Origin of the sequence: Anaerotignum sp. MB30-C6, from assembly GCF_030908465.1 — a bacterium.
Classification (GTDB): Bacteria; Bacillota; Clostridia; order Lachnospirales; family Anaerotignaceae; genus Chakrabartyella.
In genome coordinates this window covers 656,902-679,912 of sequence record NZ_CP133078.1, presented here as the reverse complement: position 1 = coordinate 679,912, position 23,011 = coordinate 656,902, and the positions used below count along the sequence as shown (strand labels likewise).

General features: G+C 41.4%; 17 protein-coding genes. All 17 read right to left on the bottom strand.

All coding sequences use genetic code 11. The features are described 5' to 3' along the window. Positions 1-95: 95 nt before the first annotated feature. On the bottom strand, positions 96-974 hold the full coding sequence (locus RBQ60_RS03380) for an NAD(P)-dependent oxidoreductase (RefSeq protein ID WP_307885184.1): 879 nt from the start codon (positions 972-974) through the stop codon (positions 96-98). A 15-nt stretch (positions 975-989) separates the two neighbouring features. After that, the gene (gene lpdA / locus RBQ60_RS03375; RefSeq protein ID WP_307885183.1) at positions 990-2,696 is read right to left on the bottom strand and encodes a dihydrolipoyl dehydrogenase; all 1,707 of its coding nucleotides are present in this window, start codon (positions 2,694-2,696) and stop codon (positions 990-992) included. Positions 2,697-3,029: 333 nt separating this feature from the next. Continuing rightward, a complete protein-coding gene (locus tag RBQ60_RS03370) occupies positions 3,030-4,271 on the bottom strand; it encodes a dihydrolipoamide acetyltransferase family protein (RefSeq protein ID WP_307885182.1) in 1,242 nt (413 codons plus the stop codon). 12 nt (positions 4,272-4,283) lie between these two features. Further along, the gene (locus RBQ60_RS03365; RefSeq protein WP_307885181.1) at positions 4,284-5,264 is read right to left on the bottom strand and encodes an alpha-ketoacid dehydrogenase subunit beta; all 981 of its coding nucleotides are present in this window, start codon (positions 5,262-5,264) and stop codon (positions 4,284-4,286) included. After that, entirely contained in the window at positions 5,261-6,259 is a 999-nt protein-coding gene (locus RBQ60_RS03360) for a thiamine pyrophosphate-dependent dehydrogenase E1 component subunit alpha (protein ID WP_331654233.1), read from the bottom strand. Before RBQ60_RS03360 ends, RBQ60_RS03365 begins: the two co-directional genes overlap by 4 nt. A 307-nt stretch (positions 6,260-6,566) precedes the next feature. After that, a complete protein-coding gene (locus RBQ60_RS03355; protein WP_307885180.1) occupies positions 6,567-7,850 on the bottom strand; it encodes a TRAP transporter large permease in 1,284 nt (427 codons plus the stop codon). Then, on the bottom strand, positions 7,847-8,350 hold the full coding sequence (locus RBQ60_RS03350) for a TRAP transporter small permease (RefSeq protein WP_307885179.1): 504 nt from the start codon (positions 8,348-8,350) through the stop codon (positions 7,847-7,849). Before RBQ60_RS03350 ends, RBQ60_RS03355 begins: the two co-directional genes overlap by 4 nt. A 215-nt stretch (positions 8,351-8,565) precedes the next feature. Next, positions 8,566-9,600 carry a TRAP transporter substrate-binding protein DctP gene (gene dctP / locus RBQ60_RS03345; protein ID WP_307885178.1) on the bottom strand — a complete coding sequence of 345 codons (1,035 nt, stop codon included), beginning with the start codon at positions 9,598-9,600 and terminating at the stop codon, positions 8,566-8,568. A 260-nt stretch (positions 9,601-9,860) separates the two neighbouring features. After that, entirely contained in the window at positions 9,861-10,571 is a 711-nt protein-coding gene (locus tag RBQ60_RS03340; protein ID WP_307885177.1) for a FadR/GntR family transcriptional regulator, read from the bottom strand. Between the two features lie 456 nt (positions 10,572-11,027). Next, the gene (locus RBQ60_RS03335; RefSeq protein WP_307885176.1) at positions 11,028-14,717 is read right to left on the bottom strand and encodes a phosphoribosylformylglycinamidine synthase; all 3,690 of its coding nucleotides are present in this window, start codon (positions 14,715-14,717) and stop codon (positions 11,028-11,030) included. Positions 14,718-14,719: 2 nt separating this feature from the next. Continuing rightward, on the bottom strand, positions 14,720-15,982 hold the full coding sequence (gene purD, locus RBQ60_RS03330) for a phosphoribosylamine--glycine ligase (RefSeq protein ID WP_307885175.1): 1,263 nt from the start codon (positions 15,980-15,982) through the stop codon (positions 14,720-14,722). 20 nt (positions 15,983-16,002) lie between these two features. Further along, complete coding sequence (locus RBQ60_RS03325) at positions 16,003-17,187, bottom strand: phosphoribosylaminoimidazolecarboxamide formyltransferase (RefSeq protein ID WP_307885174.1); 1,185 nt, start codon at positions 17,185-17,187, stop codon at positions 16,003-16,005. 298 nt (positions 17,188-17,485) lie between these two features. Continuing rightward, positions 17,486-18,922: an adenylosuccinate lyase gene (purB, locus tag RBQ60_RS03320; protein WP_307885173.1), complete on the bottom strand. Its 1,437-nt coding sequence runs from the start codon at positions 18,920-18,922 to the stop codon at positions 17,486-17,488. A 254-nt stretch (positions 18,923-19,176) separates the two neighbouring features. Continuing rightward, positions 19,177-19,896 carry an IMP cyclohydrolase gene (locus tag RBQ60_RS03315; RefSeq protein WP_307885172.1) on the bottom strand — a complete coding sequence of 240 codons (720 nt, stop codon included), beginning with the start codon at positions 19,894-19,896 and terminating at the stop codon, positions 19,177-19,179. Between the two features lies 1 nt (position 19,897). Next, entirely contained in the window at positions 19,898-20,506 is a 609-nt protein-coding gene (gene purN, locus RBQ60_RS03310) for a phosphoribosylglycinamide formyltransferase (protein WP_307885171.1), read from the bottom strand. After that, positions 20,500-21,537, bottom strand: coding sequence for a phosphoribosylformylglycinamidine cyclo-ligase (gene purM, locus RBQ60_RS03305; RefSeq protein ID WP_307885170.1), 1,038 nt, complete (start codon positions 21,535-21,537; stop codon positions 20,500-20,502). Before purM ends, purN begins: the two co-directional genes overlap by 7 nt. Further along, positions 21,521-22,981: an amidophosphoribosyltransferase gene (gene purF / locus RBQ60_RS03300; protein WP_331654232.1), complete on the bottom strand. Its 1,461-nt coding sequence runs from the start codon at positions 22,979-22,981 to the stop codon at positions 21,521-21,523. Before purF ends, purM begins: the two co-directional genes overlap by 17 nt. Positions 22,982-23,011: the final 30 nt, after the last annotated feature.

Below are 23,011 nucleotides of genomic sequence, written 5' to 3'. Positions count from 1 at the left end.
TTTATAAAATCCCTCTGCACCATAGACTAATCCTAGGAAGTCCAAATACAAAGGGATTTTTCTCAGGAACAAGAAGGTTCCCTTTTTTCAGTATTCTATTTCACCTCAATACCCATGTCTTGCTCAAACATTTTTACAAGGGCACATTGATCTTCATTGATCAACCCTGCTTCTTCCATTCTGCTCATATAATTCAAAACAAGGGTAGACATGGGGATTTCTACACCCATATCTTCCGCAAGCTGTGCAGCGTTTTTCATATCTTTCTGATGCACTGCAATTCTTGCACTTGCAGAGAAGTCTCTGCTGATGATTTTAGGCACTTTAATGTCCATAACGGCATTTTGTGCAAAACCATCTTTAATTGCATGAAATAAAACTTCTGGGTCTAAGCCTGCTTTTACTGCAAAAGAGTATGCTTCAGAAACGGCAATCAAGTTGCAACCAACAATCATGTTGTTTGCCAGTTTTGCAACGTCTCCGCATCCAGTGGAACCCATATAGGTTACTGTGCTTCCAACACAGCCAATCAACTCTTCAACTTCATCAAAAACTTCTTTTTCCCCACCGCACATTACAACCAAAGTGCCTGCAATGGCCCCTGTTTCACCACCACTAACGGGGGAGTCAATCAAGGACATGCCAGCCGCTTTTACTTCTGGGTATAATTTGCGGATTACCCCAGGGAGAGTAGAGCTAAAGTCAACGATAATCGTGCCTTTCTTACCCTGAGCAATAATATCTTTTACTGTACTTTCAACCAATTCATTTTTAGGTAAGCATAAGAAAATCACTTGACAATTTTCGTATACTTCTTTTGCATCAGCAGTTGCAATGCCACCAACTTCTGCAAACTTCACTCTGGAAGCTTCCAATACATCAAAGCCGATAACGGAACAACCGCTTTTCTTCAAAATATTTGTTGCCATGGGAAGTCCCATGATACCCATTCCAATAAAGCCAACCTTCTTCATAGAGGTTCCTCCTCATTATTTATTGGGAATATGAATTGCTCTCTTTTCAGCTGCCAATGCTGCTTCTCTTACTGCTTCTGTCACAGTAGGATGGGCATGAATTGTTGCGAAAATATCTTCTACTGTAGCTTCCATACCGATTGCTAAAGCACATTCGCCAATAAGGTCTGTCGCTCTGGGGCCAAGAATATGAACGCCTAATACTTCTTTGTACTCTTTGCCGATGATAAATTTAATCATACCAACGCCGCCATTCATAATCAAGGACTTTCCGTTGGCCATGAGAGGGAACTTACCAACTTGGAAGTCGATTCCCATTTCTTTTGCTTTTTCTTCTGTTAAACCAACGCCTGCAAATTCAGGGTCTGTGTAAACACAAGAAGGATTTGTTGCACCATCATAAAGTACATCTTCGCCCAATGCGTTTTCTGCAGCAATTTCACCCTGTGCGGATGCAACATGAGCAAGCATAACTTTACCCAAACAGTCGCCAATTGCATATACGTTTGCTACATTTGTTTCCATTTTATCGTTTACAGAAATACGGCCTCTATCGTGAGCGATACCTACTGCATCCATGTTCAATGCTTCTGTATCTGTTCTTCTACCAACAGCAACCAATACCTTTTCTGCTGTGAATGCTTCAATTTTGCCGCTAACTTCTACATTCACTTTTGTAGCATCGCCAGCTGCTTCAACAGACTGCACTTTTGCGTCTGTCATGATTTTGATACCTCTGGCTTCCATCATCTTGCGAAGCTGAGCTGTTAGTTCTCCATCCATCATAGGCAAAAGTTTGCTCATCGCTTCCACTACGGTTACTTCTGTGCCAAAACGGGAATATGCTGTTGCCAACTCGATACCGATCACGCCACCGCCGATTACCAACAAGCTCTTAGGAACTGTTTCGAAGGAAAGGGCACCTGTGGAATCTACGCAGTTTGCATTTTCCTTCACACCGGGGATTGGAGGAACGGCAGGAACAGAACCAGCCGCAATAATAATCTTATCAAAAGTCAGGTTTTCCTTGGAACCATCTTTCTTTGTTACAGTCAAAGTGTCCTTGGATGCAAAGGAAGCAACGCCTTCGATAACCTTGATTTTGTTTGCTTTCATTAAGCCAGTTACACCGCTAACAAGCTGGTTTGTAACAGCGCTTTTCTTAGCCTGAACTTTGTTCCAATCAACGCCTTTTACTTCCACATTGATACCCAGTTCAGCCATTTCTTTTGCTTCTGCCAAAGCTTCTGCAGAGTGCAAAAGAACCTTTGTAGGGATACAGCCAACGTTCAAGCATGTACCACCCATTTTGTTTTTTTCAATCAGTGTTACTTCGCCGCCCAACTGTGCCGCACGGATTGCCGCAACATAACCGCCGGGGCCACCTCCGATTACAGCTACTGTCGTTTTACCATCTTTTTTTGGTGCAGGTGCTGCTGTGGGTACAGGTGCTGCTGCAGGTGCTGCGCCGCCAACAACTTCGCCAGCCTGTCCAATATATCCTAAAATACCCCTTACAGGTACGTCTTCGCCTTCTTTTGCAACAATCTTGATCAGTGTACCTTCTGCTTCACTCGCTACTTCACTGGTCAGTTTGTCTGTGGTGATTTCTAACAAAATATCGCCAACTTTTACGGTATCGCCTTCATTTTTGATCCATTTGGAAATGGTACCTTCCTCCATGGTCAAACCGAGCTGAGGCATTTTTACCTCTACTGCCATTTGAACTCCTCCTAATCTTTCGTACATAATTTGTACGCTACTTTTTTCTGTCTCTTGTAAAAGGGTTATTCTCTTGTGCAAAAGTTCAGAAAGTCCTCCTGAGGCAGAACCTGCAACAAGGAGGACCTCCCGAATGGCATTTGCTTTATAGAAGTTTGGGAATGTGAACTGCTACGAATAGCATTAAGGTTGGATGTCTATAAAGCCGCCTACTTTCGCATTTGAGTATAAAAGAGTCAAAACCCTTTTCTCTTTATCTTTTGTATATCTTCTTTAAGTTATTAAAAAAACTTTTATCTTTTGTAATCACGCAAAAAACTAGACTATTTCAAATTAAAGTAAAATTTTCATAGGGTTTTCCAACAGCTCTTTAACTGCCAATTCAAACTTTGCAGCTGTTGCACCATCAATCAATCTGTGGTCGAAGGTAAAGGAAATACGCATGAACTGTCTCTTAGAGATGTTGCCCTCGTCATCCATTACCAACTCATCCTGTGCTGCACATACGCCCAAGATACCGGAATCAGGCTGGTTGATGATAGGATCAAAGGTTTCTACGCCAAACATACCCAAGTTGGAGATGGAGAATGTGGAACCTTTGTATTCGTCCATATTCAGCTTGTTTGTTCTTGCTCTTTCAGCCAAATCTTTCGCTGTAGCGGAAACTTCTTCAAGGCTCATTTTATCGATATCTTTCAAAACAGGAACGATTAAGCCATCATCCAATGCAACTGCCATACCAATGTTTACATGAGCACGTTTGATAATTTTATCTCCGTCCAATGTAACCAAGATGTGCTTGTTATTTTTCAATGCTTTTGCAACTGCCTTCAAAATGAAGTCATTTACAGAATATTTTACGCCAAGGTCAGCGTTAATTTTCTTACGGAATTTCATCAAGTCTGTAACGTCAATCTTCACGTTCTGCGTTACGCTAGGGATTTCTCTACGAGACTGAGACATACGCTCTGCAACAACTTTTCTCATGCCGGAAAGTTTTTCAACTTCGTCACCTTCCATCAAATCTACGGAACCGGCTGTTGCTACTGGAGCGGGTGCTGCTGCGGGAGCTGCTACTGCTGCAACAGGTGCATTTTCAGCTGCTGCTAAGATATCTTTTTGAACGATACGGCCAGCGGGGCCTGTACCTTTAATGTTTGCGTAATCTACGCCCATTTTTGCTGCTGTTTTTCTAGCCAAAGGAGAAATACGAATTCTACCATTTGCTGTTACAACAGGAGCAGGTGTTGCTGCTGCTGGTGCTGCTACAACGGGTGCTTCTACTGCTGCGGGAGCTGCTGCTTCTGGTGTTGCTTCTGCGCCACCTACTTCTTCGCCAGCTTCACCAATATATGCCAACAAGCCTTTTACAGGAATATCTTCGCCTTCCTGTGCAACGATTTTCAACAATGTACCGTCATGCTCGCTTTCCACTTCGCTAGTCAATTTATCTGTTGTGATTTCTAAGATAACGTCGCCAGCTTTTACTGCGTCGCCTTCTTGTTTTACCCATCTGGTCACTGTGCCTTCTTCCATTGTAAGGCCCAGCTGAGGCATCTTTACTTCAAAAGCCATGATTTTCCCTCCTTATTTATTCAAAACTTTCTTCACTGCTTTTACGATATCTGCAGGGTGAGGGAAGTTTTCATCCTCAAGTGTAGGGCTGAAAGGAGAAACGATATTCAGACCACAAACACGTTCTACAGGTGCATCTAATTCGTCAAACAATTCTTCTGCAATCTGCGCAGAAATTTCCCCTGCATAGCTACCTCTTTTAACTTCCTCGGAAAGAACGATAACATTATGTGTCTTAGAAACAGACTTCACAATTGCATCCCAATCCAAGGGAACCAATGTACGAAGGTCGAGAACTTCTACATTAATTCCTTCTTTTGCCAATTCTTCGGCTGCTTCCAAAGCAAAGTATACCTGACGGCTCCAAGTGATGATTGTCAAATCTGTACCTTCTCTTTTTACGTCAGCAACGCCAAGGGGAATTGTGTATTCGCCTTCAGGTAATTCTTCTTTCTTGGCATACAACAACTTGTGTTCCATGAACATGACAGGGTCGTCGTCACGAATAGCAGATTTCAAAAGACCTTTTGCATCTTTCGCTGTGGAGGGTGCAACAACTTTCAAACCAGGTGTATGGCAGAAAATATTTTCCAAGCACTGGGAATGCTGACCAGCATTTCTTCTACCTGCGCCCATAGGAAGTCTAAGTACCATAGGTACTGTTGCCTGTCCACCTGTCATATATCTCATCTTAGCTGCCTGGTTCAAAATTGGGTCAGCAGCAACGCCGATAAAGTCATTATACATTAATTCTACCACGGGGCGGATGCCTCTCATTGCTGCACCCACTGCCATACCGCAAAAACCAGACTCAGAGATTGGTGTATCGTATACTCTGTGCTCACCGAACTCTTCCTGGAAGCCTACTGTGATACCAAATACGTTACCCATTTTACCCATATCTTCGCCAAGGATGATTACATTTTCATCTCTTGTCATTTCTTCGTGCAAAGCTTCACCAATTGCCTTGCTGATGCTTAATTTCTTACTCATCTTACAACACTCCTTTCATTGTCAGAGCTATAAACATCTGTTGTAGCTTCGGAAGGATCGGGGTATTCGGAATTAACAGCAAATTCATAAGCAGCTTCCATTTCTGCATCTACTTCTGTTTCTACTGCTACCAATTCTTCTTCTGTCGCAACTTTTTCGTCTAACAATCTTGCTCTCATGTTAGGAATTGCATCATCATTGAGAGCATCTACCATATACTCGGAAGGACGATAGTTTGCGGGATCACCACAATAGTGTCCCTGATGACGATATGTCATGCATTCAACGATGGAAGGACCATTGCCAGCTCTTGCAAAATCAACAGCTTCTTTCACTGCTTCATAAACGATAACAGGATCGTTGCCATCTACTGTATTTCCAGGGATGTCATAAGCTTTTGCACGAACAGCAATTGTGTCTGTGTTTGTTACGGAATGGATGTTTGTGGAAACACCGTAGTTGTTGTTTTCGCAAAGGAATACAACAGGAAGCTTCCAAGCTGCTGCCATGTTGATTGCTTCGTGGAATGTACCCTGGTTAGAAGCACTATCACCGAAGAAACAAAGTGTAACGTGTTTGTCACCCCATACTTTGGAAGCCAAAGCAGCACCAGCAGCGATGGGGATACCAGCACCAACAATACCGTTGGCACCCAAGTGATGCAAACCCTCAACATCAGCGATATGCATGGAACCACCTTTACCGTTGCAGTAACCTGTTTTCTTACCGAACAATTCAGCAAGCATTTTATCTAAGCGACCACCCTTTGCAATTGTGTGGCCATGACCTCTATGTGTTGTTGCTATATAGTCTTCCTTTTCAAGCGCATAACATGCACCTGCAGCAACTGCCTCCTGACCAATACAAAGGTGGATATTACCTGCAAGCATACCTTTTGTGAAGCATTCAGCTGCTCTTGTTTCGAAAGCTCTGACACGAAGCATCATACGATACAAGTCCACAAGCATTTCTTTAGAATATTTCTTCTTAGCCAATGAAATCACCCTTTTCTTATTTTTAAATATAAATATTGTTTTGTTAGTGTTGCCTTGAATTTAGCAACTTTCTTGTAACTTGTCTTTTCAATTGGCACTTTTTGGTGCTCAACTTCTATCACCTGTAATACAAGCAATAGGTGAATGAAAAGCCGTATCTTTTTCTACGGCCTACTTTATTTTTTTCTTTGGTTTCCTAACTGCAAATACTCTGTTGTAAATTATTTTTCATCTTTTGTAAAGTTTTATTATAGAGTGCCGTTGTTACCAACGGCACCAAATAAATCTAAGCTATTAACTATTATTCTCAGACCTGTCCAATTAACTCAGGTAAGAACATGGAAATCTGAGGGATGAATGTTAATAAGAGGAGTGCCACGATACCTGCGATAAGGAAAGGAACAATCTTCTTGCAGATATTGGCAACTGGAATTTCCGCCACGTTACAACCAACATAAAGGTTGATACCAACGGGAGGTGTAATCTGACCAATCGCCATGTTTACTGTTAAGAAAATGCCGGCATGAACCAAGCTTACATCGATTGCATTCAAAACAGGAACCATGATTGGCAACAAAATATAGAATGCAGAGTTTGCATCAAGGAAACAACCTGCAATCAAGAAAATAATATTAATTAACAGTAAGATAATGTATTTATTATCACTTACTGCAAGTACCATCTGAGACAACTGGCTTGCAATCTGGCTCGTTGTCAAGATCCAAGCAAATACAGCCGCTGCCGCAATGATAAACATTACTGTTGCGGAAGATACAGCAGATTCAATGAAAATATGATACAAATCTTTCAGCTTAATTTCTCTGTAAATAAAGATACCAACCACTAAACCGTAGATAACTGCGATACCAGCAGCCTCTGTTGGTGTGAAGATACCAGCATAAATACCACCTAAGATAATAACAGGTGTCAATAAGCCCCAGAAAGCATCCTTAAATGCTAACAATCTGTCTTTCATGGGCATCTTAGGCTGAGGAATAATTTCCTTGTTACCTCTGGAGTCCCAAGCAGCTGCTGCATAGTAAGCAACACCTACTAAAATACCAGGAATGATACCTGCTGTAAACAGGGCACCTACTGATACGTCAGTACAAGAAGCATACACTACATATGCAATACTTGGAGGGATAATAATACCGATTGCACCGGAAGCACTCACCAATGCGGCAGGCATATCCTTACCATAACCAGCCTTCGCCATTGCAGGAATCAAAATAGGGCCGATCGCCGCAACAGTAGCAGGGCCGGAACCAGAAATTGCTGCAAAGAAGCAAGCTACGAGAACAACTACGGCCATTAAGCCACCTTTTCTGTGACCAACACAAGCATTTGCAAAGTTAATCAAACGTCTGGAAATACCAGCATATTCCATAATGCTACCGGCTAAGATAAAGAATGGAATTGCAAGTAATGCGAACTTTGCTGTGCCTGAGTACAAAATACTGGGGATAACGGAGAGGGGAAACTGGCCATATAATAAGCCGGCAGTTGCCGCCAAACCAAGGGAAATCGCGATGGGTACATTTAAGAACACCAGCACGAAGAATAAACCAAAAAGAATTAAAGTCATCATGCCTGTGTACCTCCTTGCTCATCTTCATTCCATAAACCCTTTACCTGCAGGAAACCTGCCTGTAAGATTCGGATAATAATAAATATTGCACCAACTGGCATGGAAAGGCCCTGAACCGCCTGAGGCATTCTTAACACGGGGGTTGTGGAGCCCATGTTAATCTGCCCCTGTACCATTTCAATACCAAAGTAAAAAACAAATACCATAAAAACCAAACTACAAATAACACCAAATAAAGCAAACATTGCTTTCGCTTTGCCGTGGAATAAGTCTACTACAAAGCTCATACCTAAGTGAGCATATCTTTTAAAACCTGCTGCAATACCCAACATTGTTACCCAGACAAATACTGTAACCGTCAATTCTTCCGTAAAAGAGAAGGAACTCGCAAAACAATATCTAAATACAACGTTGAGGAAGTTCATAATTGCCATATACGCCATCATCAAAATGATGAGGGATTCTTCGAAATAATCAAGAATTTTGCCAAGCAATTTCATCTTTCTCCACCTTTCTTTCGTTTCTTATTGCAATCACCACGCCAAATTTCATTATTGCTTCCGTTTATAATTTGTAAAAATAATAACTTTGCCTTTTAGCGTACCCTTTTCTTTGGTTTTTAATGTAAATTGCAAGTATCTTCGCATAAAAAAGAGAGGGCGGGACAGCGTGTCTCCTGCCCTCTCGACACTACTATTTATTCCAATAAGTCTAATTATTCAAAAGTATAACCAAAAGCTGCGAATGATTCGTCGCCGAATTCTGCTCTATACTTATCATATACAGGAGCAACTACTGTCTTCATTTCTTCGATCGCTTCATTAGATAATTCGTTAACTTCTACGCCAATGCCCTTGAATTCTTCAATAATTTCAGCATCCATTTCTCTAGAAGCTGCAACCTGAGTAGCGCATGCTTCTTTACCTGCTGCCTCAAAAATAGCCTTATCTTCATCGCTCAGCTTGTTCCAGATGTTACCGCTTACACTCAATACAATTGGATCATAGCAGTAGTTCCAGATTGTCATGTATTTCTGAACTTCCTGAACTTTTGCAGATCTGATTGTGTCATAAGGGTTTTCCTGGCCATCAATTGCACCCTGCTGTAAAGCTGTGAAAACTTCACTAAATGCCATCTGTGTAGGGTCAGCACCTAATTCTTTAAACACGTCTACCAAAATGGAGATTGCTGGAATTCTAACTTTTAACATAGCCATATCCGCAGCAGAGTTGATAGGAGTTTTGTTGTTGGTAATCTGACGGAAACCATTTTCACCAATACCTACTACATGAGCGCCTTTTGCTGCAATCGCTTCTTTGATAAAAGTAGAACCGGTGGAACCTTCGTTGAAGATATATTCGTCAACGCTATCATAGCCATTAGGGAACAACCAAGGCATACTGATTACGGACAATTCAGGTACTACGTTGGAGATGATCATGGAAGAATGAAGGTCAACGTCTGTTGTGCCGTTGAATAACATTTCTACACCCTTTGTCTGATCACCTGCTGCCAACTGCTCGTTAGCGTAAATTGTTACAGTGTATCTACCTTCTGTACGTTCTTCAACCAGTTTCTTGAATTCGTTTGCTGCAACCATCCATACGCTGGTTTCAGAAGGTGTTACAGCCATTTTCAGGTTTACAGCCTTTGCATCGCCGCCACCTTCACTGCTACCGCCGCCGCCGCAACCTGCAACGCCTAAAGCCATGACAGCACACATAATACCTGCTAATAATCTCTTTTTCATTTTAATTTACCCTCCTCATTTTTGTTTGGATTCTTCCAACTAGTTTTTCCTTTGCTACGTACTTACCGCCCCTTCCAAAGACAGCTGCCATAGCCCTTTTCTTTTGTTAATTTCTTGCGTAGAGAAACCGCAATTCTTTCGCGTATATGTCCAGTGACACACACACTCATTTATAAAAAGTCCCGTACTTCGGCGAAAACACCTTTTCTGTTTCATTTTTATTTAGGTAAAAATAATTAAAAAGCTATTTGATTCAAAGATTAACGCCCATTGAAGTACGCAACATGATAATACGTATTATCACAGAACAAGTAATCTTTTGCCCATTTTGGCTTCTTCTCAACCAGATACGTATATAGCTCTAAATGCTCCTCCGCCAAAACAGACAAAGGTTTATCCGTCAAACGTGTAATCTCCGCCATATAATGGAAGAAAATATCTTGATAGTTCAGCATTGCATTATATAGAAATACGTTTTTTGTTGCTTGTATAATAGCCATATGAAATTCAAAATCATATTTTGTAAATGCCACTGCATCATTACTTTTCCCTGCTTCTTGCATTTTATCAACTAAATCTTTCAGTATGGCTTCATCTTCTTTTGTAGCCCTTCTCACAAAAAATTCAATGGCTTTAAATTCTATGGCCTGTCGGAATTCAAAAAATTCTTTAAATTCCTCACTTGTAATATCAGATGACTTTATTTTTTCAGTAGGTTCCTCATCTGTCACTACTTGCGCAGGGTTTCTATGGACAAAAGAACCAACCCCCTGCATCGTAACAACAATACCACTTCCCTGCAAATTTTGCAGAGCAGCTCGAACGCTAGTCCTGCTTACACCAAATAGACTGCAAAGTTTGCTTTCAGAAGGAAGTTTATCGCCTACTTTCCACTCTCCGCTGGTGATTTTCTCTAATATTTGATTGTAAACCTCGTCACTCAGTGACAATCTACCTTTATAGTAATCCATGATTCTCTCCCCTAATCTACTGCATGGCCCCTTTTCGTTTGAAAACAACACGAAAAACTCGGCGCGTCTTTTGAGGCTCTTTCCGCTAATGTTTTAATTGCTGTTCTAACACTTGTCGTACACCATGTATTACTTGTACTATAAGTTATCATACAACCTTAGAAAATGCAATTTCCGATTTGTACAAACATTTAAACAGAAATTCGTGAGTTTTCCCCTATAACTAATTTTTTTTGTCAATTTTCATCCAAAATAGCCATGTTTTTTTAGTTTTTATTGATAACAATTGTGATATTTTACTAATGCCCCCAATAGCTGCACACAATACACTTGAAAAATTGAATGCAAAATCAATTAGTTCTTCATTTGTTTACAATCCTCCTTGTCCCAAAATTTGGCACGAAAAAATATCCCGATAATACTTATTATCGAGATATTTTGCAGATTGTCAATAAATTATTTATAATATTGTACTGCAGAAGCAAATAGCTTCATATCATAGTTGCCTTGTATGTTCTGATACAGGTTATTCCCAATACGTTCTGAATGCCCCATTTTCCCAATTATTCGACCATCGGGAGAAATCAAACCTTCAATTGCACAAGTGGAACCATTTGGATTAAACTGAATCTCATTTGTTGTTTTCCCATAATTATCCACGTATTGTGTCAAAATCTGACCATTCTTTGCCAATTCTTTCACCAATTCAGGATTTGCCAATAATCGACCTTCTCCATGAGAGATGGGCACGGTAATGATTTCACCGGGTTCTACATGCATCAACCAAGGAGAATTATTAGAAGCCACTCTGGTGCGTACCAATTTTGACTGATGACGACCGATTGTATTATAGGAAAGGGTAGGACAAGTTTCATCGGTATCCATAATTTTTCCAAAAGGAACAAGGCCTAGTTTAATTAACGCTTGGAATCCATTACAGATGCCACACATCAACCCATCCTTTTCTTCTAACAGTTGTGTTACAACTTCCTTGATTTCCGGATTACGGAAGAAAGCTGTAATGAACTTACCGGAACCATCGGGTTCGTCACCACCAGAAAATCCACCGGGAATGAATATCATCTGTGAATTCTGCACTTCTTTGGCAAATCTCTGTATAGAGTCAGAAATACCCGCCGCAGATAAGTTGTTAATTACGAAAATTTCCGCCTTAGCACCCGCTTTTTCCATTGCTTTTGCAGAATCGTACTCACAATTTGTACCAGGGAATACAGGTATTAACACCTTAGGCTTTGCAAAAGAGGATTTTGCCTTGAATACTTTTTCTGTCTTATAGGTAAAGGTAGGGATTTCTTCCGCCTTAGTCAAAATATTACAAGGGAAAATTTCCTCTAGCTTCCCTTCATAAACATCATATAGTGTTTTCATAGAAGCAGTTTCTTGATTGAATTTGATCTCTTGTTCCACCGTTGTTTCCCCAAGAAGGATGCCTGCCTCCACATCTCCCACCATTTCCAATACAAAACCGCCATACTGATAACCAAATACGGTTTCCATGGAAATGCCATCAGCAAAGGCAAAACCAAATTCATTACCCATGCTCATTTTCAAAATAGCTTCTGCTATACCGCCATAAGTCAGCGTGTACGCACTCAGAACCTTGCCATCTCTCATCAATTTATTAATGATGTCATAGTTTCTCTTCAAGCTATCCGTTGTAGGTAAGCCGTTTTCATCATACTCAGGCAATAATAATGCAACCTTATGATCAGCTCCTTTCAATTCTGGAGAAACAATATGTTCAATTTCTTCTGTTGTTACTGCAAAGGATACTAATGTAGGGGGTACGTCAATTTGCTCAAAGCTACCACTCATAGAATCCTTGCCACCAATGGCGGCAATCTCCAATCCTTGTTGTGCCATAAATGCACCTAGTAATGCCGCTAAAGGCTTGCCCCAACGCTTGCCCTCTTTCATAGGCTTTTCAAAGTATTCTTGGAAAGATAAATAAACATCCTCAAATTTTGCACCTGTTGCCACCAATTTAGAAACAGACTCCACAACTGCCAAGTACGCACTATGGTAAGGGCTTGCTTCAGCAATAAAGGGATTATAACCCCAAGCCATCAAAGAACAGGTTGTGGTATCCCTTTTCTCTACGGAAACTTTGTTTACCATTGCCTGAATGGGTGTACGCTGGGTTTTACCACCAAAAGGCATTAAAACCGTTCCTGCGCCGATGGTAGAGTCAAAACGCTCAGAAAGCCCTCGTTTGGAGCAAACATTCAAATCACCTGCCACTGCCATAAAGCCTTCCTTGAAATCCGTGGGGATTTCCTTACCAAAAGTTTTAGGTGCCTCGGGAGTAATATCAATGTGCTTTTCAGCACCGTTAGAATCTAAAAATTCCCGGGAAATATTTACAATGTCCTTGCCATTCCACTTCATGATCAGGCGTGGCTCTGCCTTTACTTCTGCAACCACCGTTGCTTCCAAGTTTTCTCCATAAGCCAACTCTTTAAAACGTTCTACATCTTTTGCCGCAACAACAACTGCCATTCTCTCCTGAGATTCGCTGATTGCCAATTCTGTTCCATCAAGGCCTTCGTATTTCTTAGGCACTGCATTTAAGTCAATGACCAAACCAGGTGCCAACTCACCAATGGCAACGGATACTCCGCCAGCACCGAAGTCATTACAACGCTTAATCAGCTTGGATGCTTCAGCATTACGGAACAAACGCTGTAATTTTCTTTCTTCAGGAGCATTCCCCTTCTGAACCTCTGCGCCACAGCTTTCTAAAGATTCTACGGTGTGGGATTTGGAAGAGCCTGTTGCACCACCACAACCGTCACGACCTGTACGTCCACCTAAAAGGATAACAATATCTGTATCTTGGGGCTGTTCTCTACGTACATTTTCCGCAGGAGCCGCTCCGATTACCGCACCAATCTCCATTCTCTTTGCCACATAGCCGGGATGATAAATTTCATCCACCTGACCAGTAGCCAAGCCAATCTGGTTACCATAAGAGCTGTAACCTGCCGCCGCCGTTGTTACAATTTTACGCTGAGGCAGTTTCCCAGGAATTGTTTCTGAAACAGGCACCAAAGGATCTCCTGCACCTGTTACACGCATTGCCGCATAAACATAGGAACGACCAGACAATGGATCACGAATTGCACCACCTACGCAAGTTGCCGCACCACCAAAGGGTTCGATTTCTGTGGGATGGTTATGGGTTTCGTTTTTAAATAACAACAGCCACTTCTCTATTTTCCCCTCAACGTTCACATCTATTTTAACAGTACAAGCATTAATTTCCTCAGATTCATCAAGTTTACTTAACTTTCCTTGTTGTTTTAAGAATTTGGCAACAATAGTACCCATATCCATCAAGTTGATGGGCTTGGTACGTCCAATGGCCTCTCTCGTTTTCAAATACTCATCATAAGCAGACTGCAACAAGCTATCTTCAAACTTAATGCTGTCAATTGTTGTTAAGAAAGTTGTATGACGGCAATGGTCAGACCAATAAGTATCAATCATTTTAATTTCCGTGATGGTAGGATTCCTATCCTCCTCTTTGAAATACGCCTGACAAACTTTAATATCATCCAAATCCATAGCCAAGCCCATGTCCTTCACAAAAACATCCAAACCAGCTTCATCTAAAGCGAGGAAACCTTCCATGGTTGCCACTTCTGTGGGGATTTCATATTGAACTGCCAAAGTTTCAAAAGTATCCAAGGTTGCTTCCCTTGCTTCCACAGGGTTAATTAAGTACTTTTTGATTGCCAAAATTTCATCTTCAGAAAGCTTGCCATATAATAGGTAGACCTTTGCAGTGCGAACCAGAGGTCTTTCCTTTTTAGAAATAATCTGGATACATTCTGCCGCAGAATTTGCTCTCTGGTCAAACTGACCAGGTAAATATTCCACTGCAAACACCACTGCATCAGCCTTAGGCAATGCTTCGCTTAAGTTATCAAGCTGTGGCTCGGAAAAAACAGTGGTTTTGCAAGCCTCAAACAAGTCCTTCTCAATGTTTTCCACATCATAACGGTTGAAAAGACGTAAATCCGTTAAACTGTCAATGCCCAACAAACTTACAATATCTTGACGCAAGGAGTCAGCCTCTGCTGTAAGCCCTTGTTTTTTCTCCACATATATTCTATAAACCATGCTTACACCTCCGCCTCTAAGGCTTTTTTACCAATGTCATTACGATAATATGCATTTTCAAATTTTACAGTCTTCACAGTTTCATAAGCTTTTGTAATGGCTTCTTCCAAGGAATTGGCTACTTCTGTTACACCCAATACACGGCCGCCGCCTGTTATCAGAACGCTGTCTTTGATTTTTGCTCCTGCAACATAAATTTGATTGCTGTTTTCGGGCAACGTGATGGGGAACCCTGTTTCATATTTTCCAGGATATCCTGCCGATGCCATAATGACACAGCAAGCTGCTTTCTGCCCAAATTTCACTTCTGCCTCCGCCAAAGTACCCTTTGCAATATGTTGCATTATAGTCAAAAGATCGCTTTCCAAAAGGGGTAATACAACCTGCGTTTCAGGATCACCAAAACGGCAATTATATTCAATTACCTTCGGGCCATTGGGTGTGAGCATTAAGCCGAAGTATAAACAGCCTTTAAAGGTTCTCTCTTCTTGATTCATTGCCTCCATAGTAGGAAGGTAAATGGTTTCCATACATTCAGCGGCAATCTTTTCTGTGTAATAAGGGTTGGGGGCAATGGTGCCCATACCACCTGTGTTCAAGCCCTTGTCTCCATCTAATGCCCTCTTATGATCCATGGAGGAAACCATAGGAATCATGGTTTTACCATCGGTGAAAGCTAAAACAGAAACTTCGGGGCCTGTAAGGAATTCTTCGATAACAATATGCTCGCCACTAGCACCAAAAATCTTATCTTCCATCATAGACCGAACGGCATCTTTTGCCTGCTCTCTTGTTTCTGCAATGACAACACCTTTGCCTAGTGCCAATCCATCCGCTTTTACAACGGTAGGGATCGGTGCAGTTTCTAAGTATTCCAAAGCCTTTGCCATATCATCAAAAACTTCATACTGCGCAGTAGGTATGTTATACTTCTTCATCAAGTCTTTGGAGAAAACCTTGCTTCCTTCCAGAATGGCTGCCCTTTTATTGGGGCCAAAGCAAGGAACACCCACTGCCTCTAAAGCATCCACAACACCCAATACCAAAGGATCATCAGGGGCTACTACTGCAAACTCAATTTTGTTTTCTACAGCGAAAGCAACGATTTTATCCACATCTTTTGCACTAATATCCACACAAGTTGCGTCCTGGGCAATGCCACCATTACCAGGCAAAACAAAAAGCTCTTCAACACTGGAGTTTTCTTTGATTTTTTTCACAATGGCATGCTCTCTGCCGCCACCGCCAATTACCATAACCTTCATTCTAAAAGCCCTCCCCCTTCTTAGTGATGGAACAAACGCATACCAGTAAACGCCATAACCATGTCGTACTTATTACAAGTTTCAATCACATTATCATCACGGATAGAACCACCGGGTTCAGCAATAAAAGACACACCGCTTTTTGCCGCTCTTTCAATATTATCGCCAAAGGGGAAGAATGCATCGCTACCCAAGGCTACACCTGTAATGGTAGAAAGGTAAACCTTCTTTTCTTCTCTTGTGAATGGTTCGGGTTTTTTAGAAAAAAGCTCCTGCCATACGCCCTCAGCCAATACATCTTCATAATCATCAGAAATATAAACGTCGATGGCATTGTCTCTGTTGGGACGGCTTACGGTAGGTAAGAAAGGTAAGTTTAAAACCTTTTCACACTGACGTAAGTGCCAAATATCTGCCTTACTGCCTGCAAGACGGGTGCAATGGATACGGGACTGCTGACCGGCACCAACGCCGATGGCCTGTCCATCCTTTGCAAAACAAACGGAGTTAGACTGGGTATATTTTAAAGTAATCAAAGCTACGATTAAATCTCTCTTAGCATCTTCAGAAAGTTCTTTATTTTCGGTTACGATGTTTTCCAAGAGAGCCTTATCAATTTTAAAGTTATTTCTGCCCTGTTCAAAGGTAATACCGAAGACTTGTTTTAATTCTTTTTCATCGGGAATAAAATCAGCATCAATTTCAACAACATTGTAGTTGCCATTTCTTTTACTTTTCAAAATTTTAAGAGCCTCTGCTGTATATCCAGGAGCGATGATACCGTCGGAAACCTCTCTTTTGATAAGCCTTGCCGTTATTTCATCACAAACGTCACTTAACGCAATCCAGTCACCGAAGGAACACATACGGTCTGTCCCTCTTGCTCTTGCATAGGCCAAAGCAATGGGAGATTCATCCAAGCCATCCATATCGTCTACAAAACAAGCTTTTTTCAATTCCAAACTCATTGGTGTTCCTACTGATGCAGAGGTAGGGCTTACATGTTTAAAGGATGTTGCCGCCGGCATACCCAACGCTTCCTTCAATTCTTTTACTAACTGCCAGCTATTAAAGGCATCCAAAAAGTTGATATATCCTGGCTTTCCGTTTAAAATGCGGATCGGCAGCTCACTACCGTCAGCCATATAAATTTTTGCTGGTTTCTGATTGGGATTACAGCCATACTTTAATTCAAATTCATTCATTTTCTAAATCCCCCTGTTAAAGACAAATTCTCATTATAAAATTAAAGGAAAAAACCTCAGGGACGCTGTCCCTGAACCCTGCAAGGGTTTCACCCTTGACCCACTTAAAACCCCACAATTGTGGGGTTTTGGGAACACATTTTGATTCTTCTTACACTTCTTATCACAAAAATCATCTGCTTAGAATCTCTAAAACCATAGGTCAAGCCACTCTAAGGAAAACAAAGTTTTCCCATAAAATTTCTTTGACCCTCTTTCTTCCAAGAAAGAGGGTGGGCTTGGGCAACTCCCAAAGTCTTTATACCTTTAAATCTGCTTCAATTTCACCTTCGTGCCATCTAGCAATAATAGGCTCAGCTACCTCTTTTACGAACTCGTCAACCTGAGATGCACTTCTGCCGATATACAAAGATGGGTCTAACTCTGCTTTGATTTCTTCTAAAGTCAAGGGGAAGGCATCATCCGCTGCAATTCTTTCGATTAGATCGTTCTGTCCGCCCTCAAGCTTCACCTTTGCTGCCGCAGCGTGGGAGTGGGTACGCAGTTGTTCATGCAACTCCTGTCTGTTCCCACCTTTTTTCACAGATTTCATCATGATATTTTCTGTTGCCATAAAAGGCAGTTTTTCCATTACACGGCGTTCCACAACTTTGTCGTAAACAACTAAGCCTGCTGTTACGTTCATATAAATATTCAAAATAGAATCCACCGCTAAGAATGCTTCCGCTACGGAAATTCGCTTGTTTGCGGAATCATCTAGTGTTCTTTCAAACCACTGGGTACCTGCAGTTAATGCAGGGTTTAAAGAATCCACAATAACATAACGTGCCAAAGCAGAAATTCTTTCACTTCTCATGGGGTTTCTCTTGTAGGGCATTGCAGAGGAACCAATCTGATTTTTTTCAAAAGGCTCTTCCATTTCTTCAAAGGACTGCAAAATACGCATATCATTGGAAAATTTATAAGCACTCTGGGCAATGCCAGAAAGTACCGCCAAGAAATAAGCATCCACCTTACGGGAATATGTCTGACCGGAAACGGGCACACAGCCTTTAAAACCCATATCCTTTGCAATCATGTCTTCCATCTTCTTGATTTTTTCTTCGTCCCCTTCAAACAGCTCCATAAAGCTTGCCTGTGTACCTGTTGTACCCTTGGAGCCTAACAAAAGCAGTTGTTCCAAACGATGCTCCAATTCATAAATATCCTGACATAGTTCATAAATCCAAAGGGTTGCTCTCTTACCAACTGTTGTCAACTGGGCAGGCTGAAGGTGAGTATACCCCAAGCAAGGAAGATTCTTATATTCTTTGGCAAACTCCGTCAGGTTTTTTACCACCTGTGCCGATTTTTGCAAAATAATATGAGATGCTTCTTTCAAAATAATTACATCTGTATTATCACCAACATAGCAAGAGGTTGCACCTAAGTGGATAATGGGTTCTGCCTTCGGACACTGTTTTCCATAGGCATAAACATGGCTCATTACGTCATGACGTACAATTTTCTCTCTGGCTTCTGCAACTTCAAAGTTGATATCATCTTTAAAAGTCTCTAATTCCGCAATTTGTTCGTCGGTAATCTCCAAGCCTAATTCCTTTTCTGCTTTCGCCAAGGCAATCCAAAGTTTACGCCAAGTACGGAACTTGAAGTCTTCAGAAAACACCGCCTGCATTTCTTTGCTGGCATATCTTGTTGAAAAGGGGGAAAGATAAATTTCCTTTGTGGTATTCATATTCCAATCTCCTTACTGGTTTTATTTATAGACATGTACAAAACAGCAAAATCAAAACCGTGGACTTTGCCCACCCACTTCTGTAAAAGTGGGGTATTTTTATACCGAAATCTCACTTCTTTGGTAAAAGCTTAAGCCTTGTAACTCGTAACCGCCAAAAGGCGGTGGTAAAACATTTGCGGGAAGCAAGCAAATAAATGAATCTGAAGGGCTTGCAAGGCTTGTACAGCATCCCAAAGATTATATTTTATGTCTTACTTATTCTTGTTGACCATCCGATTTTCAATGGTTCCTGTTTTTAAATCAATATATCTCACATATAGAGAGATTTTATTCTCTTCATTCAGGTTTTCCCAAATGTCCTGAACCAAGTCATCAATTTTATCAGGAATTGCTACTCTTTCAGGTTCACCTTGGAACGTAGGCAAAGGATTGCCATCGCAAGCATAGGTATGGATGAAGTGACCTAAGCCCTCTAATGCAGGATAAGAAAATGTGTAGCGATTACAAGCACTACCTTTTGCATCGGCACTTTTTAAGATACTCATATTATAAGTAAAATCTTCCTCACCAAAAGTCAGCATACCGCTAATTCTAGGTGTGAAGTTCGGTGCATCTGGTTCAAATTCTCTTGTCTCCAAAGCTTCCTCAAAAGTTTTTCCTACCTTAATGTGGTTAAAAATGGTATCCGTTTGATTGCCATTTGTTACAATCAATTTATTTTCATGGCTTTTAATAGGAGAGTAAATAATCAAAGAAGGATCTTCCACTTTAGAATCATCAAAGGGTTTGATGATTACTTCTTCACCGTTTTCCAAAAAAATACGGTTACGGCTATTTTCACTTCGACCCATAATGAAGTAGGCAACAGCGGCTTTGTTACCATCCCCTGTTTTACCGATTACAATACCTCTGCCTACATAAGCATTTTCTCTTACTAAATCCCCCATGGGGTACATTTTATAGATATTCATATCAGTTTCCTTTCTGTAACTTCTGGGCTACCATCTCCACAGCCTTAGGTAAAATTACCCACTCTGCCTGCTCCATTACTCGCCTTTGTAACACTTCTGGGGTATCCCCTTCTAAAACATCCACTGCCTTTTGCAGAATAATTTCACCACCATCGGGAATTTCGTTTACATAATGCACTGTAGCACCTGTGACTTTTACGCCGTATGCCAATGCCGCCTCATGTACATGCAAACCATAAAACCCTTTTCCGCAGAAAGAGGGAATTAAGGATGGATGGATATTCACAATTCTTTTGGGGTAAGCCAAAGTAAAATCTTCACTCAGCAAGGACATAAAGCCAGCCAAAACAATCATTTCGATAGCGTTTTCTTCTAAAACCTCTTTCATCTTCTGTTCATAAACTTCTTGAGAGGGGAATTCTTTTCTTTTCACAACAACGCTTTTCACACCGTTATCTGCTGCTCTGGTTAATGCATACGCACTGTCGTTACTGGCTAAAACCAAGGCAATTTCTCCACTGGGAATTTCCCCTCTTTTTTGGGCATCAAGCAATGCCTGTAAATTTGTGCCACCACCGGAAACAAAAACTGCAATTTTTGTTCTTAGCATATTTCCACGCCTTCCTGGGAGGCAACAATTTCGCCCATTACATATGCATCTTCACCGTTTGCCTTCAAAATTTCCAATGTTTTTTCCACATCTTCTTTTGCTACAACCACGCTCATACCAACGCCCATATTAAAGGTATTAAACATGTCTCTTTCAGGAATGTTACCTTTTTTTGCAATCAAATCGAAAATAGGCAATATTCTCAATGTATTTCTATCAATTTTTGCTCCGAAACCTTTTGGAATGCTTCTAGGAATATTTTCATAGAAGCCACCGCCAGTAATATGGGAAACCGCTTTTACTGTTACTTCTTCAAATACCGCCAGCATAGGCTTTACATAAATTTTTGTTGGTGTCAACAATGTTTCACCCAAAGATTTGCCACCCAGTTCCTCCACAGGAGCCTTCATATCTATATTTTCCACATCAAACACACGGCGAACCAAGGAGAACCCATTGGAATGAACGCCGCTAGAAGGCAACGCAATGATAGCATCCCCTTCTTGGATTGTTTTGTTATTTAAAACCTTTGCTTTATCCACAACACCTACGGAGAAACCTGCCAAGTCATATTCATTCTCGGGATAAAATCCAGGCATTTCTGCTGTTTCACCGCCGCTTAATGCGGCACCGGACTGTACACAGCCTTCCGCAACACCGGAAACGATGGATGCAATTTTTTCAGGGAAGTTTTTTCCCACTGCAATATAGTCTAAGAAGAACAAAGGCTTTGCTCCAACGCAAATAATATCGTTCACACACATAGCCACGCAGTCAATGCCAACGGTATCATGCTTATCCATCAAGAAAGCCAGTTTCAGCTTTGTACCTACGCCGTCGGTTCCACTGACCAAAACAGGCTTTGTAATTCCCGTCATATCCAGCTCAAACAAACCGCCAAAACCACCAATATCAGACATGGCCCCTGCTGTCATTGTTTTTGCGATATGCTTTTTCATCAGCTCAACTGCCTGATACCCTGCTTCAATGTCTACACCTGCTGCTTTATAGCTTTCACTGTGACTTTTCATCTTGTTTTTTTCTCCTCTCACTGAGCTTATCTTCAAACCTGTTTTTATCAGACTGTGTTGGAACTTCTGTGGGATACTTTCCATCGAAACAAGATGCACAGTAACCCTCACCCTTCGGGGTACCGATGAGCATACTTAGGTGGTCTAAGCTTAAATATCCCAGGCTGTCTGCACAGATAATATCCCTGATTTCATCAATTGTGTGATTGCAAGCAATCAAGTTTTCCTGAGAATCTACGTCGGTGCCGTAGAAACAAGGATACAAGAAGGGAGGTGCAGAAGAACGCATATGTACTTCTGTGGCACCTGCATCACGCAAAAGCTTTACAATACGAGCAGAGGTTGTACCTCTAACGATGGAGTCGTCTACCAATACCACTCTTTTACCCCTTACCGTTTCTGCAATAACATTCAGTTTGATTTTCACCTTATCTTCACGCACCTTCTGCCCAGGGGCAATAAAGGTACGTCCAATATATTTGTTTTTGATAAAACCCATCCCGTAAGGAATGCCAGACTGTCTTGCGTAACCAATGGCGGCATCCAAACCAGAGTCAGGAACACCAATTACAACGTCTGCCTGTACAGGGTGTTCCATTGCCAAGCAAGCACCCGCTTTTACCCTCGCATCATGAACACTTCTGCCTTCCACACGGGAGTCGGGTCTGGAGAAATAAATATATTCAAAAATACACATCGTAGGCTTTTCTTTGTTACAGTGATCTGTAATAGAACGAATTCCGTCATGATCAAAAACCACAATTTCGCCAGGGCGAATATCACGAATAAAACTTGCACCAACCGCATCCAGTGCGCAGCTTTCCGAAGCAACAACATAGCTGCCATCGGCTGTCCTTCCATAGCAAAGGGGTCTAAACCCCCGGGGATCTCTTGCTGCAATCATTTTGGAAGCCGACATAATCACTAACGAATACGCTCCTTGAATACGGTTCATTGCACGGTTCACCGCCTCTTCAATAGAAGGCGCATTCAACCTTTCTTTGGTAATTACATAAGAAATAACCTCTGTATCACTTGTTGTATGGAAAATGGAGCCTTGCATTTCCAGCTCTTGCCTTAATTCAAAAGAATTGACTAAATTACCATTATGAGCCAAAGCCAGTTTGCCCTTAATATGGTTTACTACAATAGGCTGGGCGTTGGAACGATCATTGTTCCCTGTTGTTCCATAACGAACATGGCCAATTGCCATATTCCCTTCCCCCAAAGAAGCCATAACCTGTGGAGTAAAAACATCGTTTACCAAACCCGGATCTTTATGAAAACGGAAAACACCATCGTCGTTTACTACAATGCCGCAGCTTTCCTGACCTCTATGCTGCAACGCAAACAAACCATAATAAGTCGTTGCTGCAACCGTTGCGGTTTCTTTTCCAATAATGCCAAATACACCACATTCCTCATGAATTTCGTTCATACACATATTCGCACCTCATCTAATCCGTTTGAGTTA